Source organism: Enhydrobacter sp. (assembly GCA_025808875.1).
In the GTDB taxonomy this organism is placed as follows: Bacteria; Pseudomonadota; Alphaproteobacteria; order Reyranellales; family Reyranellaceae; genus Reyranella.
In genome coordinates this window covers 4,103,758-4,119,919 of record CP075528.1, presented here as the reverse complement: position 1 = coordinate 4,119,919, position 16,162 = coordinate 4,103,758, and the positions used below count along the sequence as shown (strand labels likewise).

Annotated in this window: 18 protein-coding genes; 11 read left to right on the top strand and 7 right to left on the bottom strand. The window is 59.2% G+C overall.

Translation table 11 applies throughout. From position 1 onward, the window contains the following. Positions 1–4: 4 nt before the first annotated feature. A complete protein-coding gene (locus KIT25_20440) occupies positions 5–1,177 on the bottom strand; it encodes a tyrosine-type recombinase/integrase (GenBank protein UYN94379.1) in 1,173 nt (390 codons plus the stop codon). Positions 1,178–1,301: 124 nt separating this feature from the next. Between KIT25_20440 and KIT25_20435 the strand changes: the two genes are divergently transcribed. From KIT25_20435 to KIT25_20410, 6 genes are all read left to right on the top strand, one after another. Next, positions 1,302–1,838 (top strand): hypothetical protein, encoded by a 537-nt coding sequence (locus KIT25_20435; protein UYN94378.1) that lies wholly within the window; start codon positions 1,302–1,304, stop codon positions 1,836–1,838. Continuing rightward, a complete protein-coding gene (locus KIT25_20430; GenBank protein ID UYN94377.1) occupies positions 1,805–2,038 on the top strand; it encodes a helix-turn-helix transcriptional regulator in 234 nt (77 codons plus the stop codon). The genes KIT25_20435 and KIT25_20430 overlap by 34 nt, the downstream gene beginning before the upstream one ends. Positions 2,039–2,195: 157 nt before the next feature. Continuing rightward, entirely contained in the window at positions 2,196–3,242 is a 1,047-nt protein-coding gene (locus KIT25_20425) for a DUF3883 domain-containing protein (protein ID UYN94376.1), read from the top strand. Between the two features lie 12 nt (positions 3,243–3,254). After that, complete coding sequence (locus tag KIT25_20420) at positions 3,255–4,202, top strand: GIY-YIG nuclease family protein (protein UYN94375.1); 948 nt, start codon at positions 3,255–3,257, stop codon at positions 4,200–4,202. Positions 4,203–4,267: 65 nt separating this feature from the next. Next, complete coding sequence (locus tag KIT25_20415) at positions 4,268–4,567, top strand: hypothetical protein (protein ID UYN94374.1); 300 nt, start codon at positions 4,268–4,270, stop codon at positions 4,565–4,567. Positions 4,568–4,581: 14 nt separating this feature from the next. Next, positions 4,582–5,175: a hypothetical protein gene (locus KIT25_20410; protein UYN94373.1), complete on the top strand. Its 594-nt coding sequence runs from the start codon at positions 4,582–4,584 to the stop codon at positions 5,173–5,175. 35 nt (positions 5,176–5,210) lie between these two features. On the opposite strand, the gene KIT25_20405 is transcribed toward KIT25_20410, so the two are convergent. Both KIT25_20405 and KIT25_20400 read right to left on the bottom strand, forming a co-directional pair. Then, on the bottom strand, positions 5,211–6,056 hold the full coding sequence (locus tag KIT25_20405; GenBank protein UYN94372.1) for a hypothetical protein: 846 nt from the start codon (positions 6,054–6,056) through the stop codon (positions 5,211–5,213). A gap of 475 nt (positions 6,057–6,531) precedes the next feature. Then, positions 6,532–7,386: a hypothetical protein gene (locus KIT25_20400; protein ID UYN94371.1), complete on the bottom strand. Its 855-nt coding sequence runs from the start codon at positions 7,384–7,386 to the stop codon at positions 6,532–6,534. A gap of 198 nt (positions 7,387–7,584) precedes the next feature. Here KIT25_20400 and KIT25_20395 point away from each other — a divergent pair, with 198 nt between their 5' ends. From KIT25_20395 to KIT25_20385, 3 genes are all read left to right on the top strand, one after another. Next, positions 7,585–8,358, top strand: coding sequence for a DUF4145 domain-containing protein (locus tag KIT25_20395; GenBank protein ID UYN94370.1), 774 nt, complete (start codon positions 7,585–7,587; stop codon positions 8,356–8,358). A gap of 313 nt (positions 8,359–8,671) precedes the next feature. After that, positions 8,672–9,481, top strand: a complete 810-nt coding sequence (locus KIT25_20390) for a hypothetical protein (protein ID UYN94369.1) — start codon at positions 8,672–8,674, stop codon at positions 9,479–9,481. Between the two features lie 213 nt (positions 9,482–9,694). Then, on the top strand, positions 9,695–10,897 hold the full coding sequence (locus tag KIT25_20385) for a DUF4268 domain-containing protein (GenBank protein UYN94368.1): 1,203 nt from the start codon (positions 9,695–9,697) through the stop codon (positions 10,895–10,897). A 267-nt stretch (positions 10,898–11,164) separates the two neighbouring features. Here the strand turns inward: KIT25_20385 and KIT25_20380 are convergent, their stop codons facing one another. The 3 genes from KIT25_20380 to KIT25_20370 form a co-directional block, all read right to left on the bottom strand. Further along, the gene (locus KIT25_20380; protein ID UYN94367.1) at positions 11,165–11,497 is read right to left on the bottom strand and encodes a hypothetical protein; all 333 of its coding nucleotides are present in this window, start codon (positions 11,495–11,497) and stop codon (positions 11,165–11,167) included. A gap of 114 nt (positions 11,498–11,611) precedes the next feature. After that, complete coding sequence (locus tag KIT25_20375) at positions 11,612–11,827, bottom strand: hypothetical protein (protein UYN94366.1); 216 nt, start codon at positions 11,825–11,827, stop codon at positions 11,612–11,614. Positions 11,828–11,941: 114 nt separating this feature from the next. Further along, a complete protein-coding gene (locus KIT25_20370) occupies positions 11,942–12,190 on the bottom strand; it encodes a hypothetical protein (protein UYN94365.1) in 249 nt (82 codons plus the stop codon). Between the two features lie 167 nt (positions 12,191–12,357). Here KIT25_20370 and KIT25_20365 point away from each other — a divergent pair, with 167 nt between their 5' ends. Continuing rightward, a complete protein-coding gene (locus KIT25_20365) occupies positions 12,358–13,227 on the top strand; it encodes a transglutaminase family protein (protein UYN94364.1) in 870 nt (289 codons plus the stop codon). 101 nt (positions 13,228–13,328) lie between these two features. After that, on the top strand, positions 13,329–14,150 hold the full coding sequence (locus tag KIT25_20360; protein ID UYN94363.1) for an NYN domain-containing protein: 822 nt from the start codon (positions 13,329–13,331) through the stop codon (positions 14,148–14,150). A 267-nt stretch (positions 14,151–14,417) separates the two neighbouring features. On the opposite strand, the gene KIT25_20355 is transcribed toward KIT25_20360, so the two are convergent. Continuing rightward, entirely contained in the window at positions 14,418–15,308 is an 891-nt protein-coding gene (locus KIT25_20355) for a fatty acid desaturase (protein UYN94362.1), read from the bottom strand. Positions 15,309–16,162: the final 854 nt, after the last annotated feature.

Sequence of the window (16,162 nt, the reverse complement as noted above, 5' to 3'; positions counted from 1 at the left end):
ATAGTTAATGCTTGTCGTTCCGGTGGGACCCATTCCCCCGCGCGCGGTGGGACACTTTTCGTCCCGGTCCGTTCTCTTCAGGCACGAGAAGGTGCATAGCGTCGGCCGCCAAGCGAGTGCGGTTCGCTTTCTTCGTGTAGGTCGCCGCTTGGCGCGCGCTTGCCCATCCGAAGATTGCCATAAGCTGATGCTCGGTCGCCCCGTTCTCTGCGGCAATTGTGGCTCCGGCTTTGCGCAGCCCATGGGCAGTACATTCGTCGGAAAGCCCCGCCTCGCGGCACCACTTCTTCATCCGATTGCCGAAGCCGTTGGACGTAAATGGCTTACCGAAGCTCGTTACGAGATAGGTGAAGAGGCCCGAGGGCGTGGCGTCAATGCTTGACTGGAGATTGGGGAGGATCGGAAGTTCTCGGTGCTTCGGGCCTTCACCGCGTCCGCGTCGCTTCACCCTCGTACGCGACCCTTTCCATTCGGTGAAGTGTAGCCAGCCGTCGCGGTTCATCGGCGGCCCTACGCGCACTGCATCGGAGCGCCGCACTCCGGTAAAAAGCATGAGATCGATAGCTAGCCGAGCCATGGTGCCGACAGGATGCCGGTTCCAATATTTGCGGACCTCGTTGACCGTCCACGTATGGTGGCCGTCGCCATCGCTGCCGACGTACTCAACTTCCGCCGCAGGATTGGTGCGCAGCCGCTTGGTCTTCACCGCCCATTTGAAGAGCTGCCGCAATGCCTTCACCCGTCCATCGGCAGCAGCCGGAAAGGCAATCTTCTCGTCTCGGATTTGCTCGATGTGCATTGGCTCCATGCGGGCGTACGGGAGGCGACCCCGCTCCACGCCGTTCGTGAGCTTACTTTGGCAGATGTTTTCGAGAATGCCCCGACGAACCACTTGAGTAGTGTCAGCATCCAGTATCTTGAATGCGGGGGAGCCAAAGTAATCGATACAGAGCCGCCGTAACGTCCCCGGTGCGCCGTCCTCATCGTTGACGGGCTGAGCTTGCTCGGCGGCATGCTTCGCGTTTTGAAGCTCCGTTGCGAATTCAGCGCTACCGGGCGTCTCCCAAAGGCGCATTTTTGGTTTGCCCTTGCGGCGATAGTAAATGCGCACATTTCCGTGCCGGTCGGTGTCCGAGACGACGTGCGGATAACTGACCTTCAACTGCGTTCCAATCACGACGTTCCCCCGTCCCACGGGTTTGCGTCGCCCTCTGAGGGGAGATCGGTGAAGGCTAAATCAAGTGCGCGGATATGCGATGACGCAGCCTATGAGATAGAGCGCGACTGTGCACAGTCGCGCGATGAATGGTGCGCCGCCCGGCAAGAGCAGAATTACTATCACTATAAGCAGTGCAACAATCATGGCGCCGCCACTATATGGATTGGCACATCGTGATAAGGGTACGTTGGCTGCGAAGGTCCACGTTGATCATTTGCTGTCGGAGGAGTTGGCAAGACGTGGGGCCGACAGACATGCACTGGGCACCTACAGGCAACGATGGACTGTTGAGGAGAGCGTAACGCTGGGCTTCGCTTTGGCATCGCCCGGCGCTGATCGGCTGCACATTCCATTTGGGACCCATCGCGACCACGAGAAAGGTATCGACTGGCCCCGAAGGCACCTGAGCGGTTGGCGCTGGCTGATGATCTTCGACACAGGCGGACAGCGCTACAGCGGCAGCAAGCAATACAACCTTGGAGTTCATGACGTTGCCCCTTTTGGATGGGGCAATTCTGCCTGCTGTGATTTCTTTGTTCAATATATCGAGGTGTCATATATTGAACAGGCGACCACGTTGCCCGCATGGACTTGCGGGAGGTATTCGCTGGCAATTTGAGGCGCCTACGCAATGCGAAGGGCGTGTCGCAGGATGATCTGGCTTTTGAGGCGAACGTGAGCCGGAGCTACCTCAGTCAACTTGAGAAAGGTGTGTTCTACGCGAGCCTCAATGTTGTCGGACGGCTTGCAGAGGCACTTCGCGTCGAGCCCGCCGAACTGTTGAAGATGCCAGCCAAGCGGCACTTGCGCGGACGGTAGTTGCCGAGAACAAGCGATGGCGGCGGAGCGCGCTGCGATTTGCAAACGCGTGCAAAGTCCGTGTCCAGATTGCCAATGGCGGCGGTAGCACCATAGACTGAGAAAGCGATTGGAGGGACAACCGCGCTCGTCCCTTTGAACAGTTGGGGAGCGGAGTATGGCAAAAGCGAGCCAGCGGGCAACCCGCGCGCAGCGGGTGTTGTTTGCCCGGATTGGATGGATGCACTTCTACAACGGTCCGGTTCCTGGAGATGAGAAGCCAATTGGCGGCGGCCAATACAACAAGACAGAAATCGGGCATGAGGTTTACAACTTCCGCACTACGGATGGCCGTCTCTACGGCTACTTTCAACCGACTATGACGGCCCACTCGATTGCATTGGAACGCATCGATCCGGATGCGGCCGATGAAGATAGCCTCGACGGTGTTCTCGTCGTATTCGTCGCGCGCCGGCCCGAGGGCGGACAGGTGATAGTGGGATGGTATCGCGATGCTGAGGTCGAGCGCGACGAAATAAAGCGTTCGCCTGGAAAGCCACGCACATTTGGGCACTTCGTTTCAGCCGACCGCCGCAATTGCGTTTTGTTGCCGGAGGATCGACGCCAATTTGAAATTCCCCGAGACGGTGGAATTGGACGCGCGAACGTCTGCTACGCCCTCGAGGCGGATGGCTCTCATAAAGCGGGAGCTAAGCATAAGTGGATTGATGACGCATTGGAATTTGTAGCTGAGTACGATGGCAGCAACATCCTCGACACTCCTGAAGCCGATGCGGAAGCAGAAAGCGCGAACGCAGCGGAAACTTCTCTGGCTCGCTCGCAGGGCCAAGGCTTTGCTCGTTCGGCCGAAGAGCGGCGAGCGATTGAGAAGCAGGCAATGAAAGTGGCTACTGCCCACTTTCGAGACCAAGGTTACGCGGTCGAAGATGTGTCCGCGCGAAGGTCTTATGATTTGCTCTGTGAGCGAAACGGACGAGAGCTTCACGTGGAAGTTAAAGGCACAACGACGAACGGAAGCGCAGTTGTGTTGACTTACAATGAGGTGAAGCATGCACGCGATCCTGCAAGTTCTTGCGCGCTGTTCGTGCTCCATTCAATCAAGCTTGATAGGAAGAAGGCGACGGGCGGACAGAGCCGTGTCCTTCTTCCATGGGAGTTGGAGCAGCATCAGTTGACGCCAATTTGTTATACGTACCGGCTATGACGTACTGGGGAAGTGCCGTTGGATAGCGATCCCTTCACAATCCGGATTTTCGTAGTAGATGGTGACCCTGAGGGCATCCGTCTCGTTGATAGGATGAACTGGACTGGCGTCGGCGTGGTGTTTCCGCGCGACAGATGGACATCGGCTCGCAGCCGCCCTGAGCTAGGGCGGACTGGCATCTACATTCTCGTCGGCTACGAAGAAGGCGATGGCGAAGATGAGGATCTGCCAACTCTCTACATCGGGGAGGGCGACGCGGTTCGAGATCGCATTGATAGCCACGTCCAAACAAAGGAATTTTGGGAGCACTGCTACGCGTTCACTACCTCCAACAGCGGTCTGAACAAAGCACATGTCCGTTGGCTGGAGCGTGAGCTTATCCAGCAGGCGAAGAAAGCGGCGCGAAGCAAACTCGACAATGGTACGGCACCGCCCGAACCGCCGCTGAGTGAAGCGGAACGCGCCGATAGCCGTGCTTTTCTTGGCGAAATCCTTCGCGTTCTTCCAATTATGGGCCTACGCGCTTTTGAAGAGCCTAAACCCGTTGCCACGCCGAGCGCACCGGCGAATACGCAACCAGTTCCGGCAACGACTTCAAGCCTCAGCTCGGCAAACGATGTCGTCATTGTCGTGCCAGCCCACGAGGAAGGGTTTAAGGCCGTCTTCCTAGGCGAGAATCGGTGGAGGGCGATACGAATTTCTGGCGGTAAGCTGCAGCAAATTCGTTACGTCGCCGCCTATCAAACCAAGCCGGTCTCCGCCATCACCCACTATGCTCCCGTTGCAACTATCGAACCGTACGGCGAGGAGGAGAAGTATCAACTCGTCTTCTCAGGTTCACCGGTAGAGATCGGACCGATCCCCTTTGCCGATGCGTCTCAAGGTCTAATGCAGGGGCCGAAGTACACTACGTTGGGTAAGCTGTTAGGCGCTAAGAAGCTGATGGACTTGTTCAGCTAAGAGCTATCGCGCTAGTTACCGTGACTGAAGGCCAACGAGGAAAGACAGCGCCGAAGGTATTCCCTATGACTGTGGACAGTCGAGATGCAATCTCGATCTCTCTGGATGAGGCATTTGACTACGGCGTAGCCTTGCACTTCATTGCCGCGAGCATGCGCCGGCGAGCCAGCAAGTTGAGCGGCGTGGAGGCGGAAAGAACGGCAACAGAAGGTTCAGCCTGGCTAGAGAAGGCGAGGCGGTTGGAACGCACCCGCTATGAGCGGGCAATTGCAGCTATCGAAAGAGGAGACATAGCCGACGCCAAGAGATTGACGAAGTATCGACAGATCGTGGAAGGCGCCAAGTCTACGCGCATCGCTCGATAGCGACGAAGGCCTGCTTGAACGCTATGTCACTCAAGCCTTTTGAAATTCCTAAGCAAGCGTACCAGAACTCCGAGCAAGACTGCGACCTAGCTTTTGGCCTCTATATGCGAGGCTGGGGGCAGGTCGAGATGTCGATTGGTCGGTTATTTGAAAGGCTGAGTGGGACGGATGTTGTAACGGCCAGCATCATAGTCTCCGCCGGTATTGACCAGCGCACGATGCGCGATATTTGTGCCGCTCTTGGACAGCAACGATTAGATGCGAAGAGCTACAGGCAACTTCAAAAGTTACTGGAACGGGTCAAGAGCGCCGCAACAACCCGCAACCGGCTGGTGCATGGAGTGTGGTTCTTGGAGTTAGTAATTGACGATGGAACGAAGGTTGCAAACAAAGCCGAATGGGTGCGCCTCTACATGCCGACTGATATGGAAACAATGAAGCGAATACATGACAAGAGGCCAGATCAAAAGCTGCGAAGTCGCCACCGCTTTACGCTCGACCGTATCGCTGCTCTTGGCGCGGAAGCTCACAAACTTGGCAGGGAGATCATGGGCTGGAGCGATGCGGCCCAGCTACTGCCGATAAGGCCGCCACAGCCTGCGTTTTGAGCTGCTGCCATGGCAGCACCGAGGGCTCCAGTTCTCTAGTGATACTTCCTAGCCGATTGGGCCTTGGATCGAATTATAACCATCGCAAATGGATCAGTCGCAGCCACTTGCAGAAATTGCTTCGGGATTGGTACGTAGCCGCTCGTCGGACCGCCCCGCATTTCACCGTCCTCCACCCACCCTGCATATAGGACGAACGACCCTCGGTCGGGCCGAGGGTTTTCGATAATTGTATGCGGAACCCTATCGCGTTCCATCCTGGGCAGTGCAATCACGGCCCATCGAAATCGCTCTGTGGGTGGAAGGTTCTCGCTCCGCATCGCTTCTTCAACGCGGTCACGCACTACCGCCAGCGCTGGATGGCGAACCCCATCTTCTGCCAGTGTCCGATGGCAGTCTGTGACGAGCAAATAGAACGGAGCAAGATTGGGTGAATACGCGACGTACGCCGACTTACGCTTCGCGAAAGCTCTAGCCACTTCCTCTATGCTGGAGGACGGTGCACCGATAGGAGCGGGATTGAAACGGTCGAATGGGCATACAGGTAAACCGAGGCCAGAAAATAAGATCGCAGCATCCATCCCGGCCGTTGGCTCGAAGGCATCAGCGGGAGGCCCATCGCTTTTGAGCCGTCGTAGTGCTTGTAGAAATTGCGGGTTATCCAACGATTGCAATGTCTGCCGAAGAGCATCTGCATTGGCTAGCGGATTCTCGGTAAGTACCGTTTGAAGAATTGCTTGTTGTCGTACGTTCGTCATCACATCGTGTGGCAGTTCGCTGAGGTGTTGGACACCGTGCTCTTGAAGTAACTCGTGCAATCGAGGCGTTGCACGTTCCAGCAGTGATGCAAAGACTGCGTTCATGAACTCGCGGTCGGACATGCGTCGTCTCCGGGGCAGGACCGAAGGCGATAATTGCAGACAAGGCGCTGCTGTTGAACCGAAGAACGAAAGTTATTCGCATCGATCATCCGACGTGGGGCCAGCAATGGTGAAGTTGGTAGAGATGGGACTATCCTGAATTAGATTACGACCATGGGGCCAACCCCGTTGGGAAACGCCCGCACGACATTGTCTACGCGTTCCTAGTTGACCCGTCGCGGGCTGTGGAGCTTGGTCTGGTTCTGAACGAGAACGACAAGGCGGTGCTAAGGTTCATGCGGGATACCGATGCAGTGCTGCGAGCCCGCTACATCAAGGTCGGCGCTACTCAGCGCGTGGCACATCTGGTGTTACTTCGCGCTTCCTGCAGTCTCAGGCAGTCGGTTGGCGAGGCGCTACTAGAAGCAGGTGAGCCCGTTCGGGGGATTACTCCTCGTTCTCGTCAGTGACTGTGGCCGATAAGGAGCCGGTGATATCACTCGCAAAGTACGCGGAACGCGTTCTTGAGACGCTGCCCCAGCGATGCGCGATGCCCGGCGACGGGTGGCACCGGCAACCATTCTTTGAAGTCTTCGGAGTTGGGCATCAAGCCGTCCCGCTCCGCTTTGGAGAAATTAACGACGGCGTATCGCCCTCGCAAACGCTTCGGGAGCTTCGCCGCTAGGCGTTCGCCGTGTTCTACGAGATCGTCCCCAAGGAGCTTGCTGAACATGATGCAATCGTCAGTGCCAGAATAGAGCGCTCGCATGGTCGTCGGATAGCGGTCGTCAATGCGCGTCCCCATACGCAGGCCGAAGAGGCGGGCAGCCAACTCTTCCGATTGGGGACGGTCCTTCTCAAACTGCGCAACAAGCCTGTTGAGTTCAGCGATAACGAGGGCGTGCTGGTCAACGCAGCGGTCGAGCGCGGTCATGAGGCTGACGGCGCGCGGATCAAGTGTGATGTTGCCGAACATGAGCGTACGGAGCTGGTCCACGGATGCCTTGACCGGCGTGAGCGTACGAAAGTCCGCATCGAACTCGAACATGGGCGGAGTGCCAGGCGGCGCTTTCCTGGCGACCTCCTCCCGGCGGCGGCGGTCTTCGTCCCAATGCTCGAACATCGGCTTGACGTTGCTCTTCTTCACGCCAATGAAAGCGTCGGTGATGCCGTAGGCGATAGCGGTGGTCACGCCGATATATCTAAGCTCTTTGAGTTGTTCATCGCGGACCTTGTTGCGCGCCGCGATGCCCTGCGCGGCAAGTGCACCGGCCAGCGCGCCCGCGAGCGCCGGGATCAACGCTTTTCCGATTTCAAAGTACGTGAAGTCCTGAGGAAGCCAGTCAGGCATAGTCCCTCATACGCGCACCGCCGTGCCGGGACAACTTGGGTCTCCTCGATACAAGAGGAAGCACCAGGCCTTTGAGGTTGTTCCGTGTATGGGTTAAGCCGTAGCGGTTTGAGGGCCGCGTCAACGAAGGTCCTTGGACTTGCGATCCCTCAAAAGACTACGTTGTGCTAAGAACACGTAATTCAATGCGAGCTTCTAATGGCTACTAAGAAAACAGTAATCGTGGCGCATTGTCCCAAATGCAACGGGGATCGCGCGGCCGATATCGTCGGAGAACATTCGGAAAGCTACAACTCTGACAACTATGATGAGAACACCCTTCATCGCATCCTCAAATGTCGCGGGTGCTCTCACATTCAATTTCAAACCGCAACGACCAGTTCCGAAGATGTTGACTATAGCTATGACGACGCGGGTGAAACCGTCATGGAATACCCTGAAACGATCCACTATTTCCCGCCGATCGCTAGGCGTTCTCGACCGGATTACACGCGATCCCATCCGTCCTACAGCCCTGCGATGAAGCATCTTCTTGACGAAGCTTACGATGCTTTGAAAGCGGACCTTCCCGTGGTCGCTTCTATCGCACTGCGTACAGTGTTCGATGCGGCGACCGAAGTTCTCGGCATCGACCCAAGTCTCTCTTTCAAGAAAAAGCTTGATCAGCTGGTCGCGGACAGCAAGATCGACAAGCTGCAACGAGAAACACTGAATGCCTTGACCGACGCTGGGAGCGCAGCTGCTCATCGAGGGTGGAAACCGACCAATCAAGAGCTCGACATCATGTTCACGATAATGGAGAGCTTTCTCCATCGGGCCTTCGTAACGAGCATGGAGCAGAAGGAACTGGCCAAGCGTGCCGCCGCACTGCGTAAGCGTACCCCAAAGCGTCCGACCACAAAATCAACGGCCACAGGAACCGGTACAGTCCCGGTTTCTGGGTCAGGAACCTCGAACGCGCCGAAAAGCTAATCCTCACGTTTTTGCGAACGCGTGCAAACTAGAACTATCCTCTACCGATGGCACCGCCCGATGCGGAAGTGGGACCTCGCCGTTTAGAAAGCTATGGTAAGCTACGGCAACCCCGCGGGTCCCACTTGGCTCTAAGCGCTTGATGGCCGCTGCTTAGTTGGCTCCGTCTCGGGGCACCACTCTCTTCTCTCACCTTTTCAAGCCTCTGAACTGGAAAGGTTATTTTTGCTCAATGTCCCACTTTCGAACTGGTGGGACACTTCACCGACTTTTTTGTTCTCATCTGGAGGCACGCTCTCTCCGGAGGCCCCGAATGAGCATCGATCAAGACGGCTTCTTGTCGTCCAACGAAATTGAGCAAGTCCGCCAGCAGTTCAGGAACGAGTTCCCGGAGATATTCGGGCATGTGACGGCGATGAATCAACTAGCGCAGTCCATCATGCCGTCTATCGGCGCGCTTCCCCGGACGCCCAAGAACCTGTTTGCAAGTGCCTACTACATTCGCGGTCCCCAGGACTTGCAGGCTGCTGTGTTAATGGCCGAACGGGGGATGTTTACGGAGGCTTATACGCTGACACGGTCGGGACTGGAGACGGTCTTCTATCTGGGAGCCGCCACGCGCGGGAAGGACTTCGCCCGGGAGGTTGGACAGGACCACGTGCAACGAAGCCGAGTCATGGGAAGGGATCACATCGCGGGACTGAAAGCGATGGACCCAAATGCGGACATTGGTGAACTGGAGGAAGCCGTCGAGAAAATGATGATGCAGGGAGTCGATCCCGCGTCGCTCCAAATCTTAGCCGTCGCGAGAAAGGCAGAACTCGAACCCCTGTATCAGACTCTCTATCGGCAATTTTCGAATGGATACGCTCAACCGACGCTGACCAGTCTTGGCATGGTCTGGGACCCAGATGAGGAGGGAGTTCCGAAGGGTGTTCTATGGGGACCGCATCGGGGGAGGCACGATGAGATTGTCGCCACACTGGTGATGGTGGTGGCGATCTACAAACAACTGATCTTCGAATGGCTCCGCGAGTACAAGACGTCGGGTGGCCTCGAACAACTGCATGAGATCAGCGAACGGTACACGGTGTTCCTCAACAAATGGCAGGAAGCCAAATAGCGGGTCGAGATGATCAGGCGCTCCGATTCGTTCTTGTGTAGTCTCTAGGAGACTTTTTTGTCCGAATCTGACGCCGCAACCCCTGACGTTGGGAGCGCTAGGCCGCGCATTGGCGCTGGTTGTGAAGGCGGCGCTTCGACGTCCCAGATTGCCAGCTACTATTAATGCACTGCTATACGGTGCTACGTGTGTTGGGTCGCACTTTGAGGTCCTATGCACGCCTTTCTAGTTGACGCAGCCGCGGATAGACCTGTCCGTGAGCTAACCAACACGCGCCTCGCGTCTGATGCAGCAATTGATGAGAAGTGGCTGCAGAATTTTCTGTTCAGCCATCCCACTATTGTACCGATCGACCAAGTCGATCCTGGAGGGAGGGAGTTCATTCCGGTCTGCCGTGAACTCTCTCTTCCGAAGGACGGCGGCTCCGTCTTCCTCGATGTTTTCGGTTTCACATCTAGTGGTCGGCCAGTCCTTATTGAGTGCAAGCTCTGGCGCAATCCTCAGGCACGCCGCGAGGTCGTCGCACAAATTCTCGAATATGCAGCGCTGCTCCAGCAATGGTCCTATTCCGACCTTACTGCGCGTGTTCTTGCAAGATTAGGCCAGGGCGAAACCACCGTACTCTTCGACATTGTGCGCGCTGCATATCCGGAGACTGATGAGGCCCAATTCGTGGATACTGTATCGAGATGCCTTACCCTCGGCGATTTTGATCTGATAATTGCAGGAGATGGCATCCGCAGCGATCTGCATGTTGTTGCCGACTACTTAAAGCTCCGAAGTGGGCTTGCTGCACGACTGGCGCTCGTTGAGTTCCAGGTTTGGTCAGATCCTGCAGGAACGAAGGTAGTCCTGCCGTCAGTCGCATTGCGTACTGAAGTCATCACACATACCGTTCTAGTGAGTGAGCGCGGCACTCCTCTGCCAATAATGGATCTCACCGAAGCAGCATCGGAAGTGGAGACGCGTGAGCAGCCGCAACTCAGCGGCAAGCGACGAGCGATTCGCGCTTTCTGGGACGACGTAATAGCTCGTGCACGCTTTGACCATCCAGATCAGCCAGCGCCGCGGCATGGCGGCTTAAATTGGATTAGGTTGGATGTGCCGCCTGATCGGCTGACAGCCTACAGAACGAAGGATACCGCAGGCATCTTCCTTACCCTTTTTGGTGAAGGAGCATCAGGACGGTTTGACGTTCTCCTCGCCGAGAAGCCAAATTTGGAACGAGAACTCGGCTTTTCGCTTACGATGAAGAAAGATGAAGACGACGCGTCCAAATATACAATCGCAGTTCAAAAGCCATTTGATACCAATAATGAGGCCACGTACGAGGCGCAAAAGCAGTGGCTTTTGGATGTAATGAACAGATTTGTCAGTGCTTTCCGACCTCGACTCGCCCAATTGTCGCAAGGCTAGCCTGATCATTGGCAGCTGAGAAACCATCTCGCGCGCTCTCTCCCGTGTGTCTGAAGCCTGGAAGCCCAGCTTTTTGTGCGCATGCGACGAGTGATAACGTAAAGAATCTTTCGCAGATTTGGGCATCAACGACAACGCCATTGCAGATGAAACTGCTCGAATGTGGCAGGCCGATTCGTCGGAAAGGCGCAAGGTCAGACGCCAAGAAGCGTTCAAGTACATGGTCGAGTTGCAGATTGCGCACATCTATGAAGGGATGCAGATCATTCATGTCCGTGCGGCTGCTTCATCGACCGGCGTCTCATCCATCCGGATCTCGCTGTCGCCCAGGCTGCCGTCCAGCACGAGCTCGACGTCCCACAGGAGGATGCCGGTCGGACCGTCGCCCTTTGCCGCCGCTTCCTCGCAGGCGGCGGGAAGGCCGAGCTGTGCGACAACACCGCCCATCGCAACCTCGCGGCCGAGTTCCTTCAACGTGTCGCCATTCATCATCGCGACGAAGCGGACGGTGGCTCCCCCGCCGACGCTCGCCTTTTCGCGTGCCGCATAGAACAGGCGCTGAAACGCATCGAGTGTCGAGCGGGGCGACTGTTCGGACAAGGTCTACGTCGGAGTGCGCAGGAGCGCGTAGGCGACGATCAGTGCCGCCAGAAAAAGCGGGAAGAGGACGGGCGGGACGAGCCAGTCCTTCCACACGAAGCGAGGTTGGGACATCTATGGACTTTCCAGCGCGTCGGCGGCTTGCGCGGCCTCGAGCTCGTTGGGATCGACGGGCACGACTTCGCGTGCTTGTCCGGGCAGTGAATTGACAGGAAGGAAGAGCAGTGTGCGCACGCGCTGCCACGCGTTGAAGGTCAGGCCTTCGAGCGATTCCTGTTCGGTGACGATCCGGTACTGGCCCGAGGGCAGTACCTGGTCGACGGCGGACAAGCGGAAGGGCCGCCGAAAAGTCAGGGTGCGCTCGATGGATCGCGTGGACATCAGGCAAGGGACCGGCAAACGCCGAGGCCGAGACCCTCGCGGGCCCCGTCCCCGGCTGCTTCGTCAGAAGTCGCGGCCCTTGACGACGGCTTCGGCGTCGCGCGCGGCGGCGTCCTTCTCGAGGCCGTACTTGGCGACGAGCTGGAACACCAGGTCGTCCGTGCCCTTGAGGTCGCTGAGTTCCTGGGTGGAGAACTTGCCCCACTTGCTGCCGATGTCGGCGCGCAGAAGCTTCTTCGCCTCGCTGGAAGTGTCCTGCATTCGGGTGGTTGCGGCGGCGTTGGTGGTCGCCGTCGAAGGCTGATCGGTCATGGCAGGATCCTTATGGTTGTTGGTGAGCGGCCGCTGGTGCGATCATCGGACCGGCGCCGCTGATTGACAGATGGTGCGGCGGACCTTCGATTGTCAGGGGGCGTCGGCCGCAAATATTTCCGCGGGCACCGCTGTTTGGGTTGGACATCGTGCCAAATGACGCGCCGATGTTGGAAATGAGTCTCTTCACCATCCGACACCAGACCCGCTACCGCTACCGCCTGCCGGTGCGACTCGGGCCGCATCGTCTCATGCTGCGGCCCCGCGAGAGCCGCGAGGTTCGGCTGCTGTCGAGCAGCATCGACGTCATGCCGGCCGCCGCGCTCTCCTGGACCAACGACGTGTTCGGCAACGCGGTCGCAAGCGCGCACTTCGACACGCCCGCCGACGTCCTCGTGATCGACAGCACGTCGGTGGTGGAGCTCGCGGCGGAGCCCTGGCCGGTGTTCGACATCGCCCCGTCGGCCATGCGCTACCCGTTCTCCTATTCGAGCGACGAAGCCGTCGATCTCGGACCCCTTGCACAGCCGCAGTACTTCGATCCGGACAAGCGGCTTGCCGATTGGTCGGCTGCCTTCGTACGCGGCAGCGAGACCGACACGCTGGCGCTGCTCAAGGACCTGGTGGCGGGAACAGCGGCGCAGATCCGGTACCAAAGCCGCGAGGAGGAAGGCACGCAGTCGCCGCGGCAGACGCTCGATCGCGGCTGGGGTTCGTGCCGCGATTTCGCGGTGCTGTTCGCTGAAGCGACGCGGAGTCTCGGATTCGGCGCGCGCCTGGTTTCGGGCTATCTCTACAATCCCGACAGCCAATTGCAGGGCGACGCCGGTTCGACCCATGCCTGGACCGAAATCTACCTGCCGGGCTCGGGCTGGATCACCTTTGATCCGACTCATCGTGCGCTCGGCAGCTTCAACCTGATCCCCGTCGCAGTCGGCCGCGGCATCGCCCAGGTGATGCCGGTTGCCGGCACGTTCTTCGGCATGACCGATGCCTATCTGGGCATGTCGGCGAAAGTCGAGGTCACGGCGCGGTAGTCGTTCCGCACGAGGCCGATCGCCCCGGCCGTTCCGCGGAGATCTTGCGTCCCGAGAACCGTACTGTAGTTTGACGGGGCCGCGTTCGTCAGCAGGGCCCCATGGTTGATGACATCCGTCCCCGGCGCTTTGCCGTCCTGATCGACGCCGACAACACCTCGCCGCGGATCGTCGCCGGCCTTTTCGAAGAGATCGCCAGGTTCGGCGAGGCGAGCGTTCGCCGCATCTATGGAGATTTCTCGAGTCCACGGCTGAAATCATGGGCCGATATCCTGCAGAAATATGCCATCGATCCCTATCAGCAGTTCGCCTATACGACCGGCAAGAACGCGTCCGACATCGCCCTCGTCATCGATGCCATGGACTTGCTGCACAGTGGCCGCTTCGACGGCTTCTGCCTTGTCTCATCGGACAGCGACTTCACCCGTTTGGCCTCGCGGCTTCGCGAGGAAGGTGCCGACGTCTACGGGTTCGGCGCGCAGAAGACGCCAGAAAGCTTCCGCCAAGCCTGCCGTCGCTTTGTCTACACGGAGAACCTGCTGCCCGAAACGACGACGTCCCCAAGGGAGCGGGAAGGGGCGAGGAGGGCTCTTCAGCCTGCCAGCGCCGCGGTGCCGGCACTTCTGAAGGCGATAGAGCAGATCGACAGCGAGGATGGGTGGGTGGGCCTCGGGATCGTAGGGCAGCGACTGGCGGTCATTGCCTCCGACTTCGATCCTCGGACCTACGGCTATCGCAAACTGAGCGACCTGGTCCGCGACACCGCCGCCTTCGAGGTCGATCAGTCGGAAGATCGCTCGGTGCGGATTCGGCCGAAACCCGCCCAGTCGGCAAGGCCAGGCGGAAGGGAATCCGCGCCACGCCGTGGTGGGCAGTCTCAGCGGCCGACCGGGAACATCGGTGAGACCCCGACATCATCCTGAGGGCCTGGGGCAGCGGGTCGTCCCGGGTAGCGCTGGGGAAGCGCGCGACTCGTCCGCCGTTCGACGGTCTCCATGGCTTCGGGCTGCCGTTTCCATGTGTTGCTCCGTGTCGTAGCCAGCGTCATGTGCTTGCGATTGGCGGCCGGGCACGATGCCGGCGCTCACGGTTGCCAAGCCGTGGCATCGGGCAGGCCGCCCTGATAGCCGAGCGGAGCGCCACCGGCATCGACCCGCAGTCCGCGCCGCGCAGGACACCGAGATTCCGCATCAAGCGACTGCTGCCCGGGCGGCGGTGCGGAAGCTCACCAGCCGTTGCCCTTCCTCGTCCCACAGCGTGAGCCACGGCGCGGCGAGGCCACCCATGAGGCCGAGCGGCGCGACCGGCCATAGCGCGTGCACCGCTTCGTGCGCCGCGCGCAGACGATAGTTCGGCACGCGTGAATTGAGATGGTGGACATGATGAAAGCCGATATTGCCGGTGAGCCATTGCAGGGCGCGAGGCAGCCTGAACCAGGAGGATCCTTCCATCGAAGCGTTGGAGGGAGTCCAGTCCCCGCGCCGCGTCCAGCGCGCCGTCTCGAAGCGGTGCTGCAGCACGAACAGCCAGACACCGAGGATCGAGGCCACGACCATGGTCGAGAGCTGCAGGACGAGCACCCTCTGCCAGCCCAGCAGCGCGGAAAGCGCGACATAGAAGCCCAGCAACGCGACATTGGTGAAAGCGATCGAGCGACGCTCGCGCACCCAGCGGCGCGGCGTATCGAGCGGCAAGCGATAGAGCACGAGGAAAACCAGCGGCGGCAACAGCAGGTTGGCGACCAACGGATGGCGCGGCAGGCGGTGCAACAGGCGCTGTCGACGCGACATCGCGAGATATTCGCGCACCGTCAGGCAGGCCGAATAGAGATCCGCGCCGGGACGGCGCTCGAGGCTGCTCCAGTGGCCGTGATGCAGGCTGTGCTGGCGAGCCCAGCTTGCGAAGGGCGTCATCGTCAGGAGGCTGCAGGCGCGGCCGACAAGCACGTTGGCGCGGATGGAGGCGAAGAACGAGCCGTGGCCGCAATCGTGCTGGACGATGAAGACGCGCACCAGCAGCGCGCCAGCGGGTAGTGCCAGCGCGATGCCGAGAAGAGGAGAAATCGGGTAGGCGAGGTACATCGCCGCACAGGCAGCGATGAAAGGACCGAAGGATGTCAGAAGCTGAAGCAAGCCGTGGCGACGGCTCGGTCGCGCGAAGACCGCAGCAGCCTTTCGTACCTCGACGCCCGAGCGAAGTGGCGCTCGGCCGGTATCCATGGCTGTCCTTTGCTGGTCCGTGCCGACATCGGTGTCCGCACCGGCTCCAAATGGGCATTCGCGACGGTCTTTACAATCGCTCCCTGCCGAGGCGGCGCGAGCGCCGCGTCACCATCCACGATGTTTCGATGCAGCTATCGCCAGCCAAGGGTGCGGCCACTGCCCCGCCAAACCTCGCAAGAGCTGCCGTCCTTGCCCGTCGCACTTTCAGCCAGCTGATTGAAATTGCTTCCTCTCGGAACGCCGTCTCGGGGCACCAGTACCTCCAATGCGTCTGTGGCTCGGTTCCCTTCGTTGCGATTCGACGCAAGGCAGGGCTCTCCACTGGCCGGTGAAATGGCTGAACTCTCCAGCATTGAAGAGCAACGCAAGAAATTAAAGACGTTGTAGACGATGCGCCGGTAGCGAAAGCCTGGCAACGGACCACACCGTCACCAAGTTGGGGCGGAGCTGCCCGAAACCCGTTATGAGATCACCGCTTAGCGGGGTGGTGGACCGGGAGGCGGTTCGCGCGGAGGCGGCATCGGCGGAAGTGGGGCCGGCTTCGACCCCGGCGGTGGTTCGCGCGGTGCTTCATTGGGCGGTCTGGGAATGCGCGCCATGTTCAGCCCTTCCGTTTGGAAACAGCCCTCCGCCGGAGAAGCGCGGCGCCCGGCGGCAAGCCACCTCCTTCTGACAGAGGCCGCGGTTCTTCAGCGCCGCATCCGCCTTTGTAC